The following is a 15,784-nucleotide window of genomic DNA, read 5'->3' on the forward strand; positions in this document are numbered from 1 at the left end:
TTGCGAGATGAATGTCAGCTACGATTTCAGTGGTCAGGTCGCTCTGGTTACCGGCGCCAGCGCCGGCATGGGGCTGGCCGCGACACGGGCGTTCGCCAAGGCCGGTGCGTCGGTGGTGATGGGCGATGTCGATGAGTCTGCCCTCAACGCGCTGGCCGAGGAACTCAAGGCGGCCGGCCATCAGGTACTGCCGGTGGTCTGCGATGTCTCCGACGATGCCCAGGTGTCGGCGATGATCGAGAAGGCCGTCGCGACCTTCGGCAAGCTCGATATGGCGTACAACAACGCCGGCGTACAGCCGGTCCCCGCGGAGATGGCAGATCAGTCGCTCGACGACTACGAGCGGGTGATGGGTATCAACCTGCGCGGCGTCTGGTCCTGCATGCGCCATGAGCTGGCGCAGATGCGCAAGCAGGGCAGCGGCGCGATCGTCAACTGCTCCTCGGTCGGTGGTCTCGTCGGTGGCAAGGCGCTGGGCGCCTACTACGGCTCCAAGCATGGGGTGATCGGCCTGACCAAAACCGCAGCCATGGACTATGCCGCCCAGGGCATTCGGATCAACGCGGTCTGCCCCGGGGCGATCGGCACGCCGATGGTGGCCAAGATGCTCGAGGAGCAAAAGGAGGCCATGGACGAGTTCATGAAACTGCAGGCGATCGGACGCCTTGGCACGACCGATGAGGTCGCCCAGGCGGTGCTGTGGCTGTGCAGCGATGCGGCCAGCTTTGTCACTGGCACGTCTCTGGCCGTGGATGGCTGCTTTACCGCCAACTGATCGCCATGGACCGGTGCCGCGCGCGTCGGTCGACAACGCAAGGCCGCGACGGGTTTCTCGCCCGTCGCGGCCTTGTCGTATTGGCGGGGGACTCGCCGGCTCCCTTGCCCTGCGCCAGGGGCGATGCGTGGGCTCAGCCGGTGCTGGAGAGGTGACGACGACAGAGCGCCCAGACAGCGGCGGCGATCAGGATGATCGCGCCCTGGACGAGCATCAGCAGCGACCAGCCGCCGATCGACCACAGCACGCCGGCAAGCAGCGACCCCAGCGCGCCGCCAACGAAGTTGCAGAAGACGAAAGCGGTGTTGAGCCGACTGCGCGAAGCCGGTTCGATCGACAGCAGTCGGGTCTGGTTGAGTACGTTGAGACTCTGGATCGCGATATCGATCAAGAGCACCGCGAGCAGAATCCAGATGATCCGATGCTGGCCGAGCGCGGCGAGTGCCAGGGAGGCCAGTGCGAGCAGTAGCGCCGCGCCGGTCGCCGGGTAGGTGAGCCCTCGGTCGTGTAACTTGCCCGCTTTGCGTGCGGCGAGGGCGCCCGCGAGGCCGACCAGACCGACCAGGCCGATCTGGGTCACCGAGTAATCGAAGGGCGCGGCGCTGAGCAGGAAGGTCAGTCCGGTCCAGAACATGGTGAAGACCCCGAAGGCACAGGCGCCGATGGCCAGGATGGCGCGGACGGCGCGATAGCGGCGAACGGGACCTGCCACGGAGAGCAGCAATCTGCCGTACCCCAGACGCTCGCGCGGCAGGTCGGCGGGCAGGCGGCGTGCCAGCAGCAGCGCCAGGCCAAACGTCACGGCGGCTGCGAGGAAGTAGATCGAACGCCAGCCGAAGGCATCGGCGAGCAGGCCGCTGACCGTGCGCGAGAGCAGAATGCCGGTCAACAGGCCCGAGACGATCGAACCGACCACCTTGCCGCGCTGCGCTTCGTCGGCGAGATCGCCCGCGAGCGGGATCAGAATCTGTCCGGAGACGGTGGTCAGACCGACGGCAGCGAAGGCCGCCAGCAGAACGCCATAGCTCGGCGCTAACGCACTGGCGAGCAGCGAGACCGCTGCCGCCGTCAGCACCAGGGGAATCAGCTTGCGCCGGTCGAGCGTGTCGCCGAGCGGCACCAGCAGCAGTATTCCGGTCGCGTAGCCGAGCTGGGTGACGGTGATCAGCAGGCCGGCGGCCGAGTAAGAGAATCCCAGCGTGTCGGCGATGTTGTCGAGCAGCGGCTGCGCCCAGTAGAGATTGCCGACGGCAAAGCCGCCGGTCACGGCGAACAGCAGCGTCATCGCCGGCGTCATGCCGCGGGTATCGTATCGTTGCATGAAGTGTCCAGTTGGATTGCCGACGCGCTGAGGCGTACGGCTGACGGCGGTCGTCGACAGAGGTGACGCTATGGAGGTGACGCTATTGTAGCGGCCGCGACCGCGGTTGACGGCGTCGCCAGGGCGATAGCATTTATCGGTTCAGTTCATGAATGGGAGGCCGGCTGACGCGTGAATTGGCGGCGACGGTGCAGGCGACTGCCTAAAAAAATCGCGCCGGGCAAAAGCCTCGGCGCGATCCTGTCAGCGGTGAACGCGAAGGCGTTCGGACCCTGGCGGTTTAATGCGCGGGTCCGGCTCGTCGCTCGGCGACCTCATCGGCGGTTACCGTGCCTTCCTTGTCACCGAAGTGGGCCAGCACGTAGTTGGCAACGGCCGCGATGTCGGTATCCGAATAGACGCCACCGAAGCCGGGCATGCGCTGCGTCACACCATCGATCTCGATGCTGGTGCCGCGCAGCAGCACCTGGATCAGTGCCGTACCGGTCGGATCGTTGACGCTGCTGCTGCCGCCGAGCGACGCGTACTCGGTCTGGCGACCGATGCCGTTCCACTGGTGGCAGCCGGCGCAGTCGCCCTCGAACAGGCGTCGGCCGTGCGGGTCCTCGACCGGCGCATCGTCGCCCGGCAGCACGGCGTTGGAGGCCTCGACGGCGGCCGGCGTCACGTTGACCGTGACGTTGCGGTCGCCCTGCTCGGGCTCGACGCTGCGCAGGTAAGCGATCAGCGCATCGATATCGCCGTCGGTCAGGTGCTGGAGGCTGTATTCGACAACTTCCGCCATCGGGCCGGAGGCCGAGCTACGTCCCGGGGCGTGGCCGCGCGACAGATAGCCTCTGAGCTGATCGTCGCTCCACGAGCCGATGCCGTAGAGCGAGTCGGACGTGGTGTTGTAGGCCTTCCAGCCCTGTACCTCGGTACCGGCGAGATAGTCGTGCGACTGCATGGCAAAGCCGATGTTACGCGGCGTGTGGCACTCGCCGCAGTGACCCAGCGGCCCGGCCAGATAAGCACCTCGATTCCACGCGTCGCTCTGGTCCGAATCCGGTGTGAAACGCGTTTCGTCGAAGAAGGCGAGATTCCAGAACGCCATGCCCCAGCGCTGATTGAAGGGGAACGAGAGCGAGTTTTCCGGCGTCGGCTGGTTGACCGGCGGCAGCGATTCGAGATAGGCCTTGATGGCGAGAATGTCGTCGCGGCTCATGCCGGTGTACGAGGTATAGGGCATAGCCGGGTAGAGGTGACCCTCCGAGCCCACGCCCTCGCGGACTGCCGCGACGAAGGCCTCGTCACTCCATTTGCCGATGCCGGTCTCCTCATCCGGGGTCAGGTTGGTCGCGTAGATCGTCCCGAAAGGCAGCTGGAACGGTCGCCCGCCGGCGAACGGCGTACCGCCTTTCTCGGTATGACAGGCGGCACAGTCGGCCGCTTTGGTCAGGTACTCGCCCCGCGACATGTCGTCCGGCAGGTCCTGAGCGGCGCCGGCGATCGGCGGCGTCGGTTCCGGCCCTTCGGGCTTGAGCAGACGATAGGCGACAAAGGCGACGGCCACGATCACGACGATGGCAACCGCGCCGCCCGCCAACTTACGAAATTTCATCAACGATTCTCCAGAAGGCGAGCGTCAGGACGTGGCCACGCTGCCGCCGAGCGGCAGGCTGTGGTAAGCGTGTCCGGTCATGGCGGCGAGCGCGTTGGCGACCGCCGGGGCGGCCGGCGGTACACCGGGTTCTCCGACGCCGGAAGGGGCGTTGGAAGATGGCACGATATGCACGTCGAACTGCGGCGTGGCATTCATGCGCATGACCGGATAATCGTTGAAATTGCTTTGCACCACGCTGCCTGCCTCGAAGACGATGCCTTGACGCAGGAACGAGAGCCCAAAGCCGAAGCCGCCCTCCATCTGCGCACGAATGACGTCAGGGTTGATGGCGACACCGCAGTCGATGGCCGTGACGACACGGTCCACGACATAGCTGCCATCCGTGTGCAGGGTGACTTCGGCGACATGGGCTACCACGGTGCCGAAAGAGGTGCGCAGGGCCATGCCTCGATGGCGACGTTCACCGTTTTCGCCCTCGGGGAGCGGCGTATCCCAGTTCGACTTTTCCGCGACGAGATCCAGCACGGCCAGCGCGCGCGGGTTGTTGCCGAGCATCGAACGGCGGAATTGGTAAGGGTCCTGGCCGGTGGCGCGGGCGGCCTCGTCGATCTGCGTCTCGCCGACGAAGGCGGTGTGGGTGTGGCCGACCGAGCGCAGCCAGACCACCGGTACCGGGAAGGTCGTCGGATTGTGCTGCTCGACGCGCAGGTTGGGCACGTCGTAGTCCATCTCTTTCGCCCCCTCGACGAGGCTGTCGTCGACCGCACCTTCTGGCATCTCCATGAAACTCTGACCGACGATGCGCCAGTGCCAGGAGAGCAGCTTGCCGGCATCGTCGAGCACCATGCGCGACTTCTGCACCGTCAGCGGCCGGTATTGGGTTGCGCGCATGTCATCCTCGCGCATCCAGACCAGTTTGATCGGGGCCTCGATGCCTTGATCGCGCGCGGTGCGGGCCAGCGTCACCGCCTCGCGGACATAGTCGGAACGGGCATTGGCCCGACGGCCGAAGCTGCCGCCGGCATAGAGCTGGTGAATCGAGACCTGCTCGGTTTCGAAGCCGAGGATCTCGGCAGCTGCGCTCTGGTCACCGGTGTGCCACTGTTCGCCGTTGTAGATATCGCAACGGTCGCCCTGTAAATCGACCAGACAGTTCATCGGCTCCATGGCCGAGTGCGCCAGGTAGGGCTGTTCGTAGACGGCTTCGATGACCGTGCCGCCCTCGGGGGCGTCGTCCAGCAGGGTGCCGCGCGCTTCGGCGACGATACCCGGTTGCTCGGCGAGGTCGCGAAACGCGCTCAGGATCGCTTCGGAACCGACCGTCAGCGCCTGGCTGTCGTCCCAGGTGATCTTCAGCGCACCGCGCCCCTGGCGGGCGACCCAGGTGTTGTGGGCGAGTACCGCCACGCCACCCTGAATCTTGTCGTCACCCGGCACCTCGACCACGGCGACGACACCGGGGATGGCCTCGGCCTGGCTGCTGTCGACGGACTGGACCTTGCCCCACAGCTTCGGCGGGTGAGCGATCACGGCGACCAGCATGCCGGGAAGTTTCTTGTCCTGGGTGAAGATCGCGCTGCCATTGGTCTTGGCCGGCACGTCGACACGCGGTGTGCCTTGCTCCGCGCCGATCAGGCGGAAGTCGTCCGGGGACTTGAGCTGGACATTCTCGGGGACCGGCAGCTCGGCGGCATCTGCCAGTAGATCGCGATAGGCGATGCGCTGGCCACTGGCCTCGTGCACGACTACGCCATCGGTGACGCTGAGCGATGCGGGTTCCACCTGCCAGCGTCGGGCGGCGGCGTTGACCAGCATCTGCCGAGCGGTTGCGGCGGCCTCGCGCATCTGGTTCCAGGCGCCGGCCATGGCGGTGCTGCCCCCGGTGCCCTGGACGGGGCGACCGAAGACGGCCTCGAGTATTGGGTTGGCGTAGCGCAGGTCGGCCGGGGAGCCCACCACGCTGACGTCACGCATGGGCACGTCGAGTTCTTCGGCGGCCAATGTCGCGAGCCCGGTGAAGGTGCCCTGACCCATCTCGAGGTAGCTCGAGACGACCGTGACCTTGCCGGCCTCGTCGATGCGGATGAAGGCGTTGGGTGCGAAGGCGTCGGCGGCGGCTTCGCTGGCCAGCGAAGCCGCGTTGGCGATGCCGCTCTTCAAGCTCACGGCGAGGGTTAATGCCGCGCCCATGCCGCCGAGAAACTGCCGGCGTGACAGGCCGACAAACCCGTCATGGGGCTCGTGGCGAGTGGAATTACGCTTCATAAGCCAGTTTCTCCGCCGCGGAATGGATCGCTGCTCGAATGCGCGGGTAGGTGGCACAGCGGCAGATGTTGCCGCTCATCGCGGCGTCGATATCGTCGTCGGTCGGGGACGGTTTGGTCTTCAACAGCGCGACCGCGGACATGATCTGGCCCGATTGGCAGTAGCCACACTGCGGCACCTGGCCCTCGACCCAGGCCTGCTGGACGAGCTTGCCGATCGGATGGTTTTCGGCGGTTTCGATGGTCTCGACGCTACGGCCGTCGACGGAGGCGACCGGTGTCAGGCACGAACGCACCGGGCGACCGTCGATGTGGACGGTACAGGCGCCGCACATCGCGATGCCGCAGCCGAATTTGGTGCCGGTCAGGTCCGCTTCGTCGCGCAGATACCAGAGCAGCGGCATGTTGGGGTCGCCGTCGAAAGCGTGCGACGACCCGTTCACGGTGAAAGTAATCATCTAGCCAGTTCCTCGATAGGATCCCCGTGTCAGGCGGGTAATCGAATTCGTTATCTCGTTAATGATGCACGTTGTGCAGGGGTTCCTGTCTATTGGGTTTGTGCCTAAAGCTCTGTTTTTGAAGCTGGAAGGGATCGATACGTGATATTGGCTGTCGCGTTTGGCCGGAATGGCGCCGCGAGGTGGGCAATGGTGGCCGAGGCACCGTTCATGTGGCGCGGCAAGGTTGTCGACTTCGTCGGTCACCCAGTGACGAGTTCACTAGGCCACACGGTGGATCGTGAGAAAGCAGCGACGCTGTGACGGCAAGACCTCGGGCCTTGCCGTCAGCTACGTCACTCCGCCGCTTTGATGGTGACGGTGATCGAGCCGCTGCGGTCGATGGCATCGAAACCGGAGGTGAAGCGACCCAGTTTGACGAGTCCGCTGGCGTGGCTGAAGCCCTTGCGAAAGATGGCCAGGTTGCCCCAGGGCGAATAGTAGGTGATATCACCGGCCACCGGCTTCATGCCGCTGGGGGCGTCATTCGTCGGCAGGGGGCCGGGCAGGTCGGCAACCTTCTCGACGCCGCCGCCGAAATCGCCGAGCGAAAGCGTCAGCGGCAGCATCTCGGCAAAGGCGCGGCCGGCAGCGGTGTCATCCAGTGTCGCGGGCAATGCCTGGCCGTCGACTTCGACAACGATGTTCATAACAGGGATTCCTTGAGCGTGAGGCGCATCGCCCGCTTGCGTAGCGCCACTGGTCAGTAGCGCCAGAATTGTCATGCCGGCGACACGACGCCAGGCGGTGTGCATCGAGATTATTCCGGCAGGTCGGATGGCTGGTATCCGGGCTTTCGCTGGAGCGTTTCCAGCGCGGGGGCGACCTCGGGTTCGTAGACCTCACGTCGCCAGTCGGCGATATCCACATCCTCGATGGCGATCGAGACCTGGGCCGGTTCGGCGCCAGCCAGCTCGACCAGCGCCTGCGTGAAGGCGTCGGCAAGCTGCTGCTTGACGGCGTCGGAGCGTCCTGTCGCCAGCTTGAGCGTGACATGGGGCATGTACGTTATCTCCCAACACGAGTGGCAACGCGGGAACGGGGATGACGGCCCGCGTTCCCTGCTCTTTCAATGCACGGTTTTCAGTGCGCCGTGAAACCGCCGTCGACCGGCAACGCGTGGCCGATGACGAAGGTGGAGCCCGGGCCACACAGCCACACCACGGCGGAGGCGATCTCCTCGGGGCGACCGAGACGTCCGATCGGCTGTTCGCGCAGGATGTCTTCCAGCGGCAGGTCGCCGCTGTCGACCATCTTCGACACCATCGGCGTATCGATGGTACCCGGGCAGACGGCGTTGACGCGGATGCCTTGCGAGGCGTATTCCAGTGCGGTGCTCTTGGTCATGCCGACCACGCCATGCTTGGTGCCGTGATAGATCGAGCGTCCCGGCAGGCCCACGAGGCCGCCGAGCGAGGAGCAGTTGACGATCGCGCCGCTGCCCTGCTTGCGCATCTGCAGCAGCTCGTACTTCATGCAGCACCACACGCCGAACAGATTGATCGCGTTGACCCGTGCAAACTCCTCGCTGGTGGCGTCGGCGGTCTCGGTGGCCTCGCTTTGCACGCCGGCGTTGTTGTAGGCGGCGTCCAGACGGCCGTAGGTCGCCACGGTCTGCTCGACCAGGTTCTTGACCTGCTCTTCATTGCCGACATCGCACAGTACGCCCATGACATCGTGGCCGGCGTCCTTGAGGGTTTTCACGGCGCTATCGAGCGCCTCCTGATTGATATCGGAGAGGACGACCTTGGCACCCTCCTCGGCGAACGCCTTGGCAGTGGCGAAGCCCATGCCGAGCGCCGCACCGGTAACCAGGGCGACCTTGTCGGAGAAATAGGTATCCATACGCTGTGTCTCGCTCGAAGCTGAATGTCAGGCATCAAGGCTAGACCCGGCGATTTCGTTTGAGAATGCCCGGTAGATGCTAGGACTTAGTAGCTCGCCTCATAAGTGTGCCGGCACCCTGATAATCTCGAGAGGGTCGATCAGCGGCTATCCTCCTGATAGGAGAGGCTGAGATAGGAGAGGCTGAGATAGGAGGCGGCTGAGAGGAAACGGTTCTGAGAGGAGAGGGTCGTCCCGACTGTGATCCCGCAGCCGGGGGGAGATCCCATAAGATGGTAGCGGAAAGCGCGGTGTCACGGGCCGCCGACGCGACAGGTCGCGCCGGCGGCGAAGGTGTCATCCGTCGGCGTCGATCAGTCCGCGCGACTCGAACACGGAGCGGAATACCGGCATGGCGGAGAACACCCGCGGCCAGCCGGCGTAGAACGCCAACTGGGTCAGGGTTTCCTGAGCTTCTTCCTGGGTCAGACCGTTATCCATGGCGCGATTGAGGTGGAAGGTGACCTGGTCCGGTTGACCGGATGCCACCAGGGCGCTGACGGTGACCAGGCTGCGGTCACGGGGCGCCAGGCCGGGGCGTAGCCAGAGGTCGCGGAACAGGGCATCGGTGGTGTACTGCACGACGCCCGGCGAGACATCGCCGAAGTTCTCGTCGACCAGCTGTTCACGGGCCTGCTCCGATTCCATGTCGATCGGCAGCGGGTTGGCCGGTTCGGCCGGCAGGTCGGAATTGTCGATACCGCGCGCGTCAAATACGTCACTCAGGATGGCGACGGCGTTGGTGCTGTTGCCCCAGCCGGTATAGAACGCCAGCTGCGTGATGATCTCGGAGAGCTCTTCGGGGGTAACGCCGTTATCGAGCGCCTTGTTGAAGTGATAGGGCAGTTCGACATCCTGGCGCTGGGTGATCAGCGTGGAGAGGGTGATGATACTGCGCTCGCGGGGCGCGAGGCCGGGGCGATGCCACAGGTCCTCGAGCACCACGTCGTCGGTGTAGTGCTTGAAGGCCGGAGAAACGCGGTTCATCTCGTCGGCGCTGGGGGCATCCGGGAAGCCAGCGGGCGCCTGAGAGGATTGCAGGCTACTGCAGGCGGAAAGCAGGCCGACGAGGGGTAAAACCCAGAGCGTTTTCGATCGCATGAGAGATTCCTTGGTTGGAGTGGCTCAACGAGCGGATCGGTAACCTGGCAGGCGCCGCCGGGTTACCGATTCGCGCATGACAAAAGCAGTGAGCGATCAGTCGGCGTTGTACTGCTCGTCGGTTACCGGCTCCATCCACTCGACGTTGTTGCCGTCGACCTCTTCCTGTACCGCGATGTGCGACATGGAGTTCGTGGCGGTAGCCCCGTGCCAATGCTTGACGCCGGGCGGTGTCCAGATCACGTCTCCCGGTTTGATTTCGCGCTTCTCGCCGCCCTCTTCCTGTACCCAGCCGACGCCGTCGGTGACGACCAATGTCTGGCCGGCCGGATGCGTGTGCCAGTTGGAGCGTTCGCCGGGGGCAAACGTGACTTCTGCGGCAGTTGCCCGGGTGCTGTCGGTCGCCCGGAACAGCATGTTCACGATCGGCTCGCCCGTGAACACCTCAGAGCTGCCCATGATCGTCTCGCGATCTTCGCTATGCGTGATTTCCATGCTCTGCGCGTGAGCCATGCCGGCTACCAGCGTCAGGCTCAGTGCGCCCATCCATTGCTTGGCTTTCATCGAATCAACCTCGTTTTCCCGTTGAGAAGTACTTCGGATACTCGTGCTTCGGAGACCTGTGCTTCAGATACCCGTGATTGAAGTGCCAGTGCTGACGTCGAGAGACGATTTCGTGGCAAACATGTGCTGCTGACAATGTGACGGATAGGGGATGAAAAAATGGAACCTATCAGTGAAACCTTTGCACAGCTTCGGGAGTGCGACCACTGGCGGCGGCCAAAAGCACTTATGAGGCCCTCTCATGAATTACGGGCAATGGGCGCTTCTCCGCTGTGGGGGCTCGCGCGGCCGGACGGGACAATAATGGCGGATGATGCGCCCGGTGCTGCGCCGACGGTCAATCGTCGTCCGCAGGCGGGGGTGGCGTATCGAGGCTAAGCGCGTCCACCAGAATCGAGAACGCGGGCGAGGATTGGCGGCGATGCGGATAGTAGAGAAAGTAGCCGGTAAAAGGCGGAGACCAGGCTTCCAGTACGGCTTCCAGTTCTCCGCGGGCGATAGCGTCGGCGGCCAGGCCATCCGGCACGTAGCCAATACCGTAACCGTCGATCGCGGCTTCCAGAACCGGATTGATGGTATTGAAGGTGAGCTGGCCCTCCACCCGTACCTTGATTTCGCGGCCGTCTTTCTCGAACTCCCAAGCGTAGAGGCCGCCGTGGGTCGGCAGCCGCAGGTTGATGCAGTTGTGCTGGGTCAGTTCCTGCGGCGTCTGGGGGCGTCCGTGCGCAGCGAAATAGGCCGGGGTCGCCACCGCGCGCATGGCGAAATCCTCGCCGATACGCACGGCGATCATGCCCTCGCTGACCTGCTCTCCCAGTCGAATACCGGCATCGAACTGGGATTCGACGATATCCGTCAACTGGTAGTCGGTGACAACCTCGACATGGATATCCGGGTACTGGCTGAGAACTGGGCGCAGCTTGGGCCAGACGAGCGTCTCGGCCGCGTAATCGGTCGTCGTGATGCGGAAATGGCCGGCAGGCTTTTCCCGCGTATCCACGATCGCCCATAGCTCGTGTTCGATCTCGTCGAGCATCGGTGCGATCCGATCCAGCAGGCGCTGGCCTTCCAGGGTCGGTGCGACCTTGCGCGTGGTACGCGCCAGTACCCGCACGCCCAGGCGTTCTTCGAGATCACGCACCGTGTGGCTCAGCGCGGACTGGGAGACGCCCAGTTGTGCGGCGGCTCTGGTGAAAGTGCCCACTCTGGCAACGGTCACGAAGGCCACCAGCCCGGTCATGTTTTCTCTGAGCATTGATGAACTCCTCTCATGGCTGTTGCCGGTTTTATTGGATTATGCTCCGGCCGCCGGCTGCTACGCTGAGTATGCTATCACGTCATACACTGCTTCCGTTCAGAGGTTAAGACGCATGAAAATCAATCGTGTAGGTACGCAGCCCTCGACGCCCGGACCGGACGACTACTTTACCGGCACCGTGCGCATCGACCCCCTCTTCAGTGCTGAAGAGCCGGGCCGTACCAGCGGCGCGGCGGTGACATTCGAACCCGGCGCTCGGACGGCATGGCATACGCATCCGGCCGGGCAGACGCTGATCGTCACGGCGGGTTTTGGCCGCGTGCAGCGGGAAGGTGGACCGATCGAGGAAATCCGGCCCGGCGATGTGGTCTGGTTTCCTGCCGGCGAGAAGCACTGGCATGGCGCCTCGCCAGACGTGGCGATGACGCATATCGCGATCCAGGAATCGATCGACGGCAGTCCCGTGACCTGGATGGAGAAGGTCAAGGATGAAGAATACGCGGGCGAGAAATGATCCGGGCAGTCATCAATATCGACAGGAGTGCGTGAATGCGGCCTCGAGTCATCTCCCACATGATTACTTCGCTCGATGGCCGTCTGTTGCCTCAGCGCTGGAATCTAGCCGCGCAGGGCTGGGCGGAATCCGATATCGAGCAGGTCTACGAATCTGCCGCCGCGCAACTGGCGGGGGATGCCTGGTTGGTCGGACGTCGCACCCTGGCGGGCTATTTCGCAGAGCGTACACTGCCCGAGTTCGGGCCACCGGTGGGCGAGGCGGCGTTGCCGTTTATCGGCGATCGGCAGGGGCGCGGAATCGCCGTGGTGATGGACCCCGCTGGGCGCTATTGCTATGACGCCGCCACGCTCGACGAAGACCACCTGGTCGTGGTGCTGTCGACGCGCGTGGACGAGGCGTATCGACAGTCACTCAGGCAGGCGGGTGTGTCCTATACCTTTGCCGGAGCCGACGGACACGACGTGCGCGCGGCGCTAGAGAGTCTGGGGAAGGACTTCGGTCTGTCGCGCGTGCTGCTCGAGGGGGGAGGCATCGTCAATGGCGCCTTTCTCGCGGCCGACTGCATCGACGAAGTGAGCACGCTGATTGTACCGGTCATCGATGGTATCGCCGGGATACCCTCGACCTTCGATCATCGAGACGAGGGAGCGAAGTTTCCCCATGCGCTGGCGCAGCTGAAGCTCACCGCGCAGCAGACGCTCGAGAAGGGCGTCATCTGGTTGCGCCATGACGTCATTCGGTCGCCGGGTGTTACCGCGAATTGAGCGTCAAACTGGTCGTTAGGCAACGCTTTATTAAGCGTGACTTAAGTTAAGCTGTGCGCAGTTTCGATTCCTGCGAAACCGCTTGGGCCCCGGCAGTCTGCCGGGGTCTTTCTTTTGGAGGCTTGCTTTTGGGAGCTTTCAGGTCAATCTGGAGAGTCGTTCAAGGACGCACTGCCCGAGTAGCCATGCGCCTCAGACCCGCAGCCACGCATACAGCAGCTTATAGAAAGCTTCGGCGGTGAAAGGGGCATACTGAGAGAGATGGCGCTTCTGACCGAACTGCAGGTCGGAGTAGTGGTAGCCTTCCTCTGACCGGATGATCTCCTTGGCGTCTTCCTCGGCACTGCTGGCGAAAAGCAGCATGCGATGCCCGCTGAGGTATTGCTCTTCCGGCCGCAGATACAACTTGCAGGTCCCGAGCGACACCACCAGCTCCGGCAGTGTTCGGTGGAATTCTTCGCCATAACACGACAGGCTATGCGTACTCTCCACTGTCTGCGTCTCGATGCTATCCAGATTCAACGCCTCCAGCCAGCCGACGACAGCCGTCTGTACTTCGATGAGCTGCTGACGGCGTGCTTCCAGGCCGCGTTCAAAGTCCAGGCGCTGCTGCTGGCTGGCCTGAACGGCGTCGCGAATTCTCTCTTTCAACTGTTCGATATCGGCCATGATGCCTCGCGGATCGGGGAGCGCCGTCGGTCCATGACGGCCTAGACAGTGTAGGCGCAGGGGTCGCCATCTGCCTTGATCGGCATTAATTGGGAGAGTACCAACGGCCCACGAAAAAACCGCCCGAAGTGGGCGGTCAATCGACACGAGAACAGTATGCTGGTCAGGCGGCGGGGCGCAGAGGCTCCTTGGCCGGAACGCGTGCCATCGCGGTGAGCGCGCGCTCTAGATCCAGCGTCTTGCACTTGAAGGCGGTGCAGTTGGCGCAGCATACGTTTCCCCCCTCGCTGGGGGCCACGGGCAGCATGAACTGCTGATGGCTACAGATGGAGCAGGTCAGGTCCAGCGTCACTTTGATCATGCGCTTTTCCTCATGGCGAGCGGATGGTCGTTGACCGCTCTGGCCTGTCGGGACATCTGTTGTGTCAGTTGACGACTGAGGTTAAGCATCTGCACCAGATAGTGGGGACTGTTGGCCTCGATTCGATGGCCGACAGTGTCGAGAAAATCGCCGCATTCCGTGCAGGTGATCTCATCCCATGCCTGGTGAAGCTCGGTCGACGTGGTTTGCGTATGACCGCAGCGGGTGCATGAAATCGCGTCTTTCATGGTCAGCCCTCCTTGGCGTTGAGAGCCAGCCATCATGGCCGGCTGAGGTGGCAATCCTTGCCATTTACCGCTGTTCGGCATCCTTGCCGACGTGCTGGCCAGCATCCTTGCTGGCGTCTACGAGAATCATGTTGGCATACCGATTTTGCTTGTACAAGTGTTGTACTGCCACGTTTCGGTTCTTTGGTTATCCTGAGTTAACTTAACTTAGCTAAAGGCCTGATGCGGCGGGCCATGGCAGGCTTTGAATGTTTTGAAATGATTTGTAATTTCCTCGTATAAGGGGCGTGGTGTGGGCCGCTAGCGTCGCTGCTGCCTGTTTTGAGTTGGCGATATTCCAGGACCGTCGGTGTCCTGTCACAGGTTGTACAAAAGCGCATCGTCAGCCGTGCCGCGACTCGGTAAATGACGCCCGGATCTCTGACCTCATTCTGTCACCCTCGTGCGCTAGCCTCGTTATCGGGGCCATGGAAGATGACCCTATCAGGAAAGGCTGCCAGGAAAGGCTGCGAGCAGGAGGCTTGTGATGGGAACAGGGACGTCGCGACACTGGCGCCCAGCCGTGAGGCTTGGCGCTTTTTCGTGTCTGATGCCTGTCCGGTCTGAGGCGTGGGCCTTTCGCTTTTCGGTATGTCGTTTTTGTCGGTAGATCGTCTGTTTCGGTAAAGCGCCTGTCTTGCGCATGGGCATGGCGGGCATCGCGGTGGGTGAGCCGGAAACCGGGTTCGAGAGCCCGGCCGCCGCTGCGGATGGCGTCGAGGCTGGTCAATTCGGTCGGACACCGCCGGGTGACTACCGCTATGCTGGGACCATATTCGTCTGCGATCGGTCGAGCCATGAGTCCCCTGAGCCAACACAAGGCCTTCATCCTGCTACTGACGCTGGTCTCCATTGCTTTCGTCTGGCTGCTGCTGCCGTTCTATGGCGCCGTACTGTGGGCCGTCATTCTGGCGATCCTGTTCCAGCCCATGCACCGGCGGCTGGAGTCTCGCTTTCATCGTCGTCGTAACCTGACTGCCTTCGTCAGCGTCATGGCCTGCGTCTTTATCGTGATCATTCCGGTCTCGCTGATCTTCTTCTCGCTGGTTCGCGAGGGCACCAGCGTCTATCAGCGCATCAACAGCGGCGAGCTCGATATTGCCCGCTATCTCCAGCAGGTGCGAGACGCGCTGCCGGCTTCGGTACAGAGCTGGATGGGCAGCGCCGGCATCGGCAGCTTCTCGGATATCACCAACCGGCTGGGATCGGCGTTCGAACAGGGCAGCCAGTTGATCGCCAGTCGCGTGCTGAGCATTGGCCAGAACACACTGCAGTTTCTCGTCAGTGCCGGCATCATGCTCTATCTGCTGTTCTTCCTGTTTCGCGACGGCCGTTCGCTTGGCAGCCAGATTCGCGCCACCGCGCCGCTGAGCGACGAGTACACCTACCAGTTGATCGACAAGTTCACGGCCGTGGTGCGAGCCACGGTCAAGGGCAATGTCATTATCGCGGCGGCGCAGGGCGCGATCGGTGGGATCACCTTCTGGTTGCTGGGTATCGAGGCCGCGTTACTGTGGGGCGTGCTCATGGCCTTCCTGTCGCTGCTACCGGCTATCGGCTCGGCGATTATCTGGGTGCCGGTCGCCGCTTATCTGCTGTTGACCGGCGCCTATGCCAAGGGATTGATTCTCGTCTTCATCGGAGTGGTCGTCATCGGTCTCGTCGACAACCTGCTGCGACCGCCACTGGTGGGCAAGGAGACCAAACTGCCGGACTATGTGGTGCTGATCTCCACCGTCGGCGGCATGACGCTGCTCGGCATCAACGGCTTCGTGCTGGGGCCGCTGATCGCGGCCCTGTTCATCGTGGCCTGGTCGCTGTTTCGTCAGGAAAAAGAAGCGGATGCCGCTGCACCGGTTACGGCCGCGGAGCGGGAGGCGTCTCTCCCGCAGCCCAAGGACGCTTGAGGTGGCGTTTGG

General features: G+C 63.4%; 17 protein-coding genes. 4 read left to right on the forward strand and 13 right to left on the reverse strand.

Annotated features, from left to right (window positions below; genetic code table 11):
* The first annotated feature begins 7 nt into the window (after window positions 1–7).
* On the forward strand, window positions 8–775 hold the full coding sequence (locus MC381_RS09725; RefSeq protein WP_251977557.1) for a glucose 1-dehydrogenase: 768 nt from the start codon (window positions 8–10) through the stop codon (window positions 773–775).
* Window positions 776–908: 133 nt separating this feature from the next.
* Here the strand turns inward: MC381_RS09725 and MC381_RS09730 are convergent, their stop codons facing one another.
* From MC381_RS09730 to MC381_RS09775, 10 genes are all read right to left on the reverse strand, one after another.
* The gene (locus tag MC381_RS09730) at window positions 909–2,096 is read right to left on the reverse strand and encodes an MFS transporter (RefSeq protein ID WP_251977558.1); all 1,188 of its coding nucleotides are present in this window, start codon (window positions 2,094–2,096) and stop codon (window positions 909–911) included.
* A 280-nt stretch (window positions 2,097–2,376) separates the two neighbouring features.
* Complete coding sequence (locus tag MC381_RS09735) at window positions 2,377–3,696, reverse strand: cytochrome c (protein WP_251977559.1); 1,320 nt, start codon at window positions 3,694–3,696, stop codon at window positions 2,377–2,379.
* Between the two features lie 24 nt (window positions 3,697–3,720).
* Window positions 3,721–5,964, reverse strand: coding sequence for a xanthine dehydrogenase family protein molybdopterin-binding subunit (locus MC381_RS09740; RefSeq protein WP_251977560.1), 2,244 nt, complete (start codon window positions 5,962–5,964; stop codon window positions 3,721–3,723).
* Window positions 5,954–6,421, reverse strand: coding sequence for a (2Fe-2S)-binding protein (locus MC381_RS09745; protein WP_251977561.1), 468 nt, complete (start codon window positions 6,419–6,421; stop codon window positions 5,954–5,956). The genes MC381_RS09740 and MC381_RS09745 overlap by 11 nt, the downstream gene beginning before the upstream one ends.
* Window positions 6,422–6,756: 335 nt before the next feature.
* Window positions 6,757–7,110 (reverse strand): cyclophilin-like fold protein, encoded by a 354-nt coding sequence (locus tag MC381_RS09750; protein WP_251977562.1) that lies wholly within the window; start codon window positions 7,108–7,110, stop codon window positions 6,757–6,759.
* Between the two features lie 110 nt (window positions 7,111–7,220).
* Window positions 7,221–7,463, reverse strand: coding sequence for a tautomerase family protein (locus MC381_RS09755; protein WP_251977563.1), 243 nt, complete (start codon window positions 7,461–7,463; stop codon window positions 7,221–7,223).
* Window positions 7,464–7,543: 80 nt separating this feature from the next.
* A complete protein-coding gene (locus tag MC381_RS09760; protein WP_251977564.1) occupies window positions 7,544–8,305 on the reverse strand; it encodes an SDR family oxidoreductase in 762 nt (253 codons plus the stop codon).
* Between the two features lie 336 nt (window positions 8,306–8,641).
* A complete protein-coding gene (locus MC381_RS09765; protein WP_251977565.1) occupies window positions 8,642–9,445 on the reverse strand; it encodes a carboxymuconolactone decarboxylase family protein in 804 nt (267 codons plus the stop codon).
* A gap of 96 nt (window positions 9,446–9,541) precedes the next feature.
* On the reverse strand, window positions 9,542–10,009 hold the full coding sequence (locus tag MC381_RS09770; RefSeq protein ID WP_251977566.1) for a (R)-mandelonitrile lyase: 468 nt from the start codon (window positions 10,007–10,009) through the stop codon (window positions 9,542–9,544).
* Window positions 10,010–10,346: 337 nt separating this feature from the next.
* On the reverse strand, window positions 10,347–11,264 hold the full coding sequence (locus MC381_RS09775) for a LysR family transcriptional regulator (RefSeq protein WP_251977567.1): 918 nt from the start codon (window positions 11,262–11,264) through the stop codon (window positions 10,347–10,349).
* A gap of 115 nt (window positions 11,265–11,379) precedes the next feature.
* Here MC381_RS09775 and MC381_RS09780 point away from each other — a divergent pair, with 115 nt between their 5' ends.
* Window positions 11,380–11,781: a (R)-mandelonitrile lyase gene (locus MC381_RS09780; RefSeq protein WP_251977568.1), complete on the forward strand. Its 402-nt coding sequence runs from the start codon at window positions 11,380–11,382 to the stop codon at window positions 11,779–11,781.
* 35 nt (window positions 11,782–11,816) lie between these two features.
* On the forward strand, window positions 11,817–12,548 hold the full coding sequence (locus MC381_RS09785; protein WP_264297431.1) for a dihydrofolate reductase family protein: 732 nt from the start codon (window positions 11,817–11,819) through the stop codon (window positions 12,546–12,548).
* Between the two features lie 192 nt (window positions 12,549–12,740).
* Here MC381_RS09785 and MC381_RS09790 read toward each other — a convergent pair whose 3' ends face one another.
* The 3 genes from MC381_RS09790 to MC381_RS09800 form a co-directional block, all read right to left on the reverse strand.
* Window positions 12,741–13,217, reverse strand: coding sequence for a hypothetical protein (locus MC381_RS09790; RefSeq protein WP_251977570.1), 477 nt, complete (start codon window positions 13,215–13,217; stop codon window positions 12,741–12,743).
* A gap of 163 nt (window positions 13,218–13,380) precedes the next feature.
* Entirely contained in the window at window positions 13,381–13,578 is a 198-nt protein-coding gene (locus MC381_RS09795; protein ID WP_251977571.1) for a hypothetical protein, read from the reverse strand.
* Window positions 13,575–13,826 (reverse strand): hypothetical protein, encoded by a 252-nt coding sequence (locus tag MC381_RS09800; protein ID WP_251977572.1) that lies wholly within the window; start codon window positions 13,824–13,826, stop codon window positions 13,575–13,577. The genes MC381_RS09795 and MC381_RS09800 overlap by 4 nt, the downstream gene beginning before the upstream one ends.
* An 836-nt stretch (window positions 13,827–14,662) precedes the next feature.
* Between MC381_RS09800 and MC381_RS09805 the strand changes: the two genes are divergently transcribed.
* The gene (locus MC381_RS09805; protein ID WP_251977573.1) at window positions 14,663–15,772 is read left to right on the forward strand and encodes an AI-2E family transporter; all 1,110 of its coding nucleotides are present in this window, start codon (window positions 14,663–14,665) and stop codon (window positions 15,770–15,772) included.
* Window positions 15,773–15,784: the final 12 nt, after the last annotated feature.

This window comes from Salinicola avicenniae, from assembly GCF_023736115.1.
GTDB classification, from domain to species: Bacteria; Pseudomonadota; Gammaproteobacteria; order Pseudomonadales; family Halomonadaceae; genus Salinicola; species Salinicola avicenniae.

Bases quoted from the DNA above. Each gene is read 5' to 3' on its own strand.
- MC381_RS09725 (WP_251977557.1), top strand. From the start codon at position 8: ATGAATGTCAGCTACGATTTCAGTGGTCAGGTCGCTCTGGTTACCGGC.
- MC381_RS09730 (WP_251977558.1), bottom strand. From the start codon at position 2,096: ATGCAACGATACGATACCCGCGGCATGACGCCGGCGATGACGCTGCTG.
- MC381_RS09735 (WP_251977559.1), bottom strand. From the start codon at position 3,696: ATGAAATTTCGTAAGTTGGCGGGCGGCGCGGTTGCCATCGTCGTGATC.
- MC381_RS09740 (WP_251977560.1), bottom strand. From the start codon at position 5,964: ATGAAGCGTAATTCCACTCGCCACGAGCCCCATGACGGGTTTGTCGGC.
- MC381_RS09745 (WP_251977561.1), bottom strand. From the start codon at position 6,421: ATGATTACTTTCACCGTGAACGGGTCGTCGCACGCTTTCGACGGCGAC.
- MC381_RS09750 (WP_251977562.1), bottom strand. From the start codon at position 7,110: ATGAACATCGTTGTCGAAGTCGACGGCCAGGCATTGCCCGCGACACTG.
- MC381_RS09755 (WP_251977563.1), bottom strand. From the start codon at position 7,463: ATGCCCCATGTCACGCTCAAGCTGGCGACAGGACGCTCCGACGCCGTC.
- MC381_RS09760 (WP_251977564.1), bottom strand. From the start codon at position 8,305: ATGGATACCTATTTCTCCGACAAGGTCGCCCTGGTTACCGGTGCGGCG.
- MC381_RS09765 (WP_251977565.1), bottom strand. From the start codon at position 9,445: ATGCGATCGAAAACGCTCTGGGTTTTACCCCTCGTCGGCCTGCTTTCC.
- MC381_RS09770 (WP_251977566.1), bottom strand. From the start codon at position 10,009: ATGAAAGCCAAGCAATGGATGGGCGCACTGAGCCTGACGCTGGTAGCC.
- MC381_RS09775 (WP_251977567.1), bottom strand. From the start codon at position 11,264: ATGCTCAGAGAAAACATGACCGGGCTGGTGGCCTTCGTGACCGTTGCC.
- MC381_RS09780 (WP_251977568.1), top strand. From the start codon at position 11,380: ATGAAAATCAATCGTGTAGGTACGCAGCCCTCGACGCCCGGACCGGAC.
- MC381_RS09785 (WP_264297431.1), top strand. From the start codon at position 11,817: ATGCGGCCTCGAGTCATCTCCCACATGATTACTTCGCTCGATGGCCGT.
- MC381_RS09790 (WP_251977570.1), bottom strand. From the start codon at position 13,217: ATGGCCGATATCGAACAGTTGAAAGAGAGAATTCGCGACGCCGTTCAG.
- MC381_RS09795 (WP_251977571.1), bottom strand. From the start codon at position 13,578: ATGATCAAAGTGACGCTGGACCTGACCTGCTCCATCTGTAGCCATCAG.
- MC381_RS09800 (WP_251977572.1), bottom strand. From the start codon at position 13,826: ATGAAAGACGCGATTTCATGCACCCGCTGCGGTCATACGCAAACCACG.
- MC381_RS09805 (WP_251977573.1), top strand. From the start codon at position 14,663: ATGAGTCCCCTGAGCCAACACAAGGCCTTCATCCTGCTACTGACGCTG.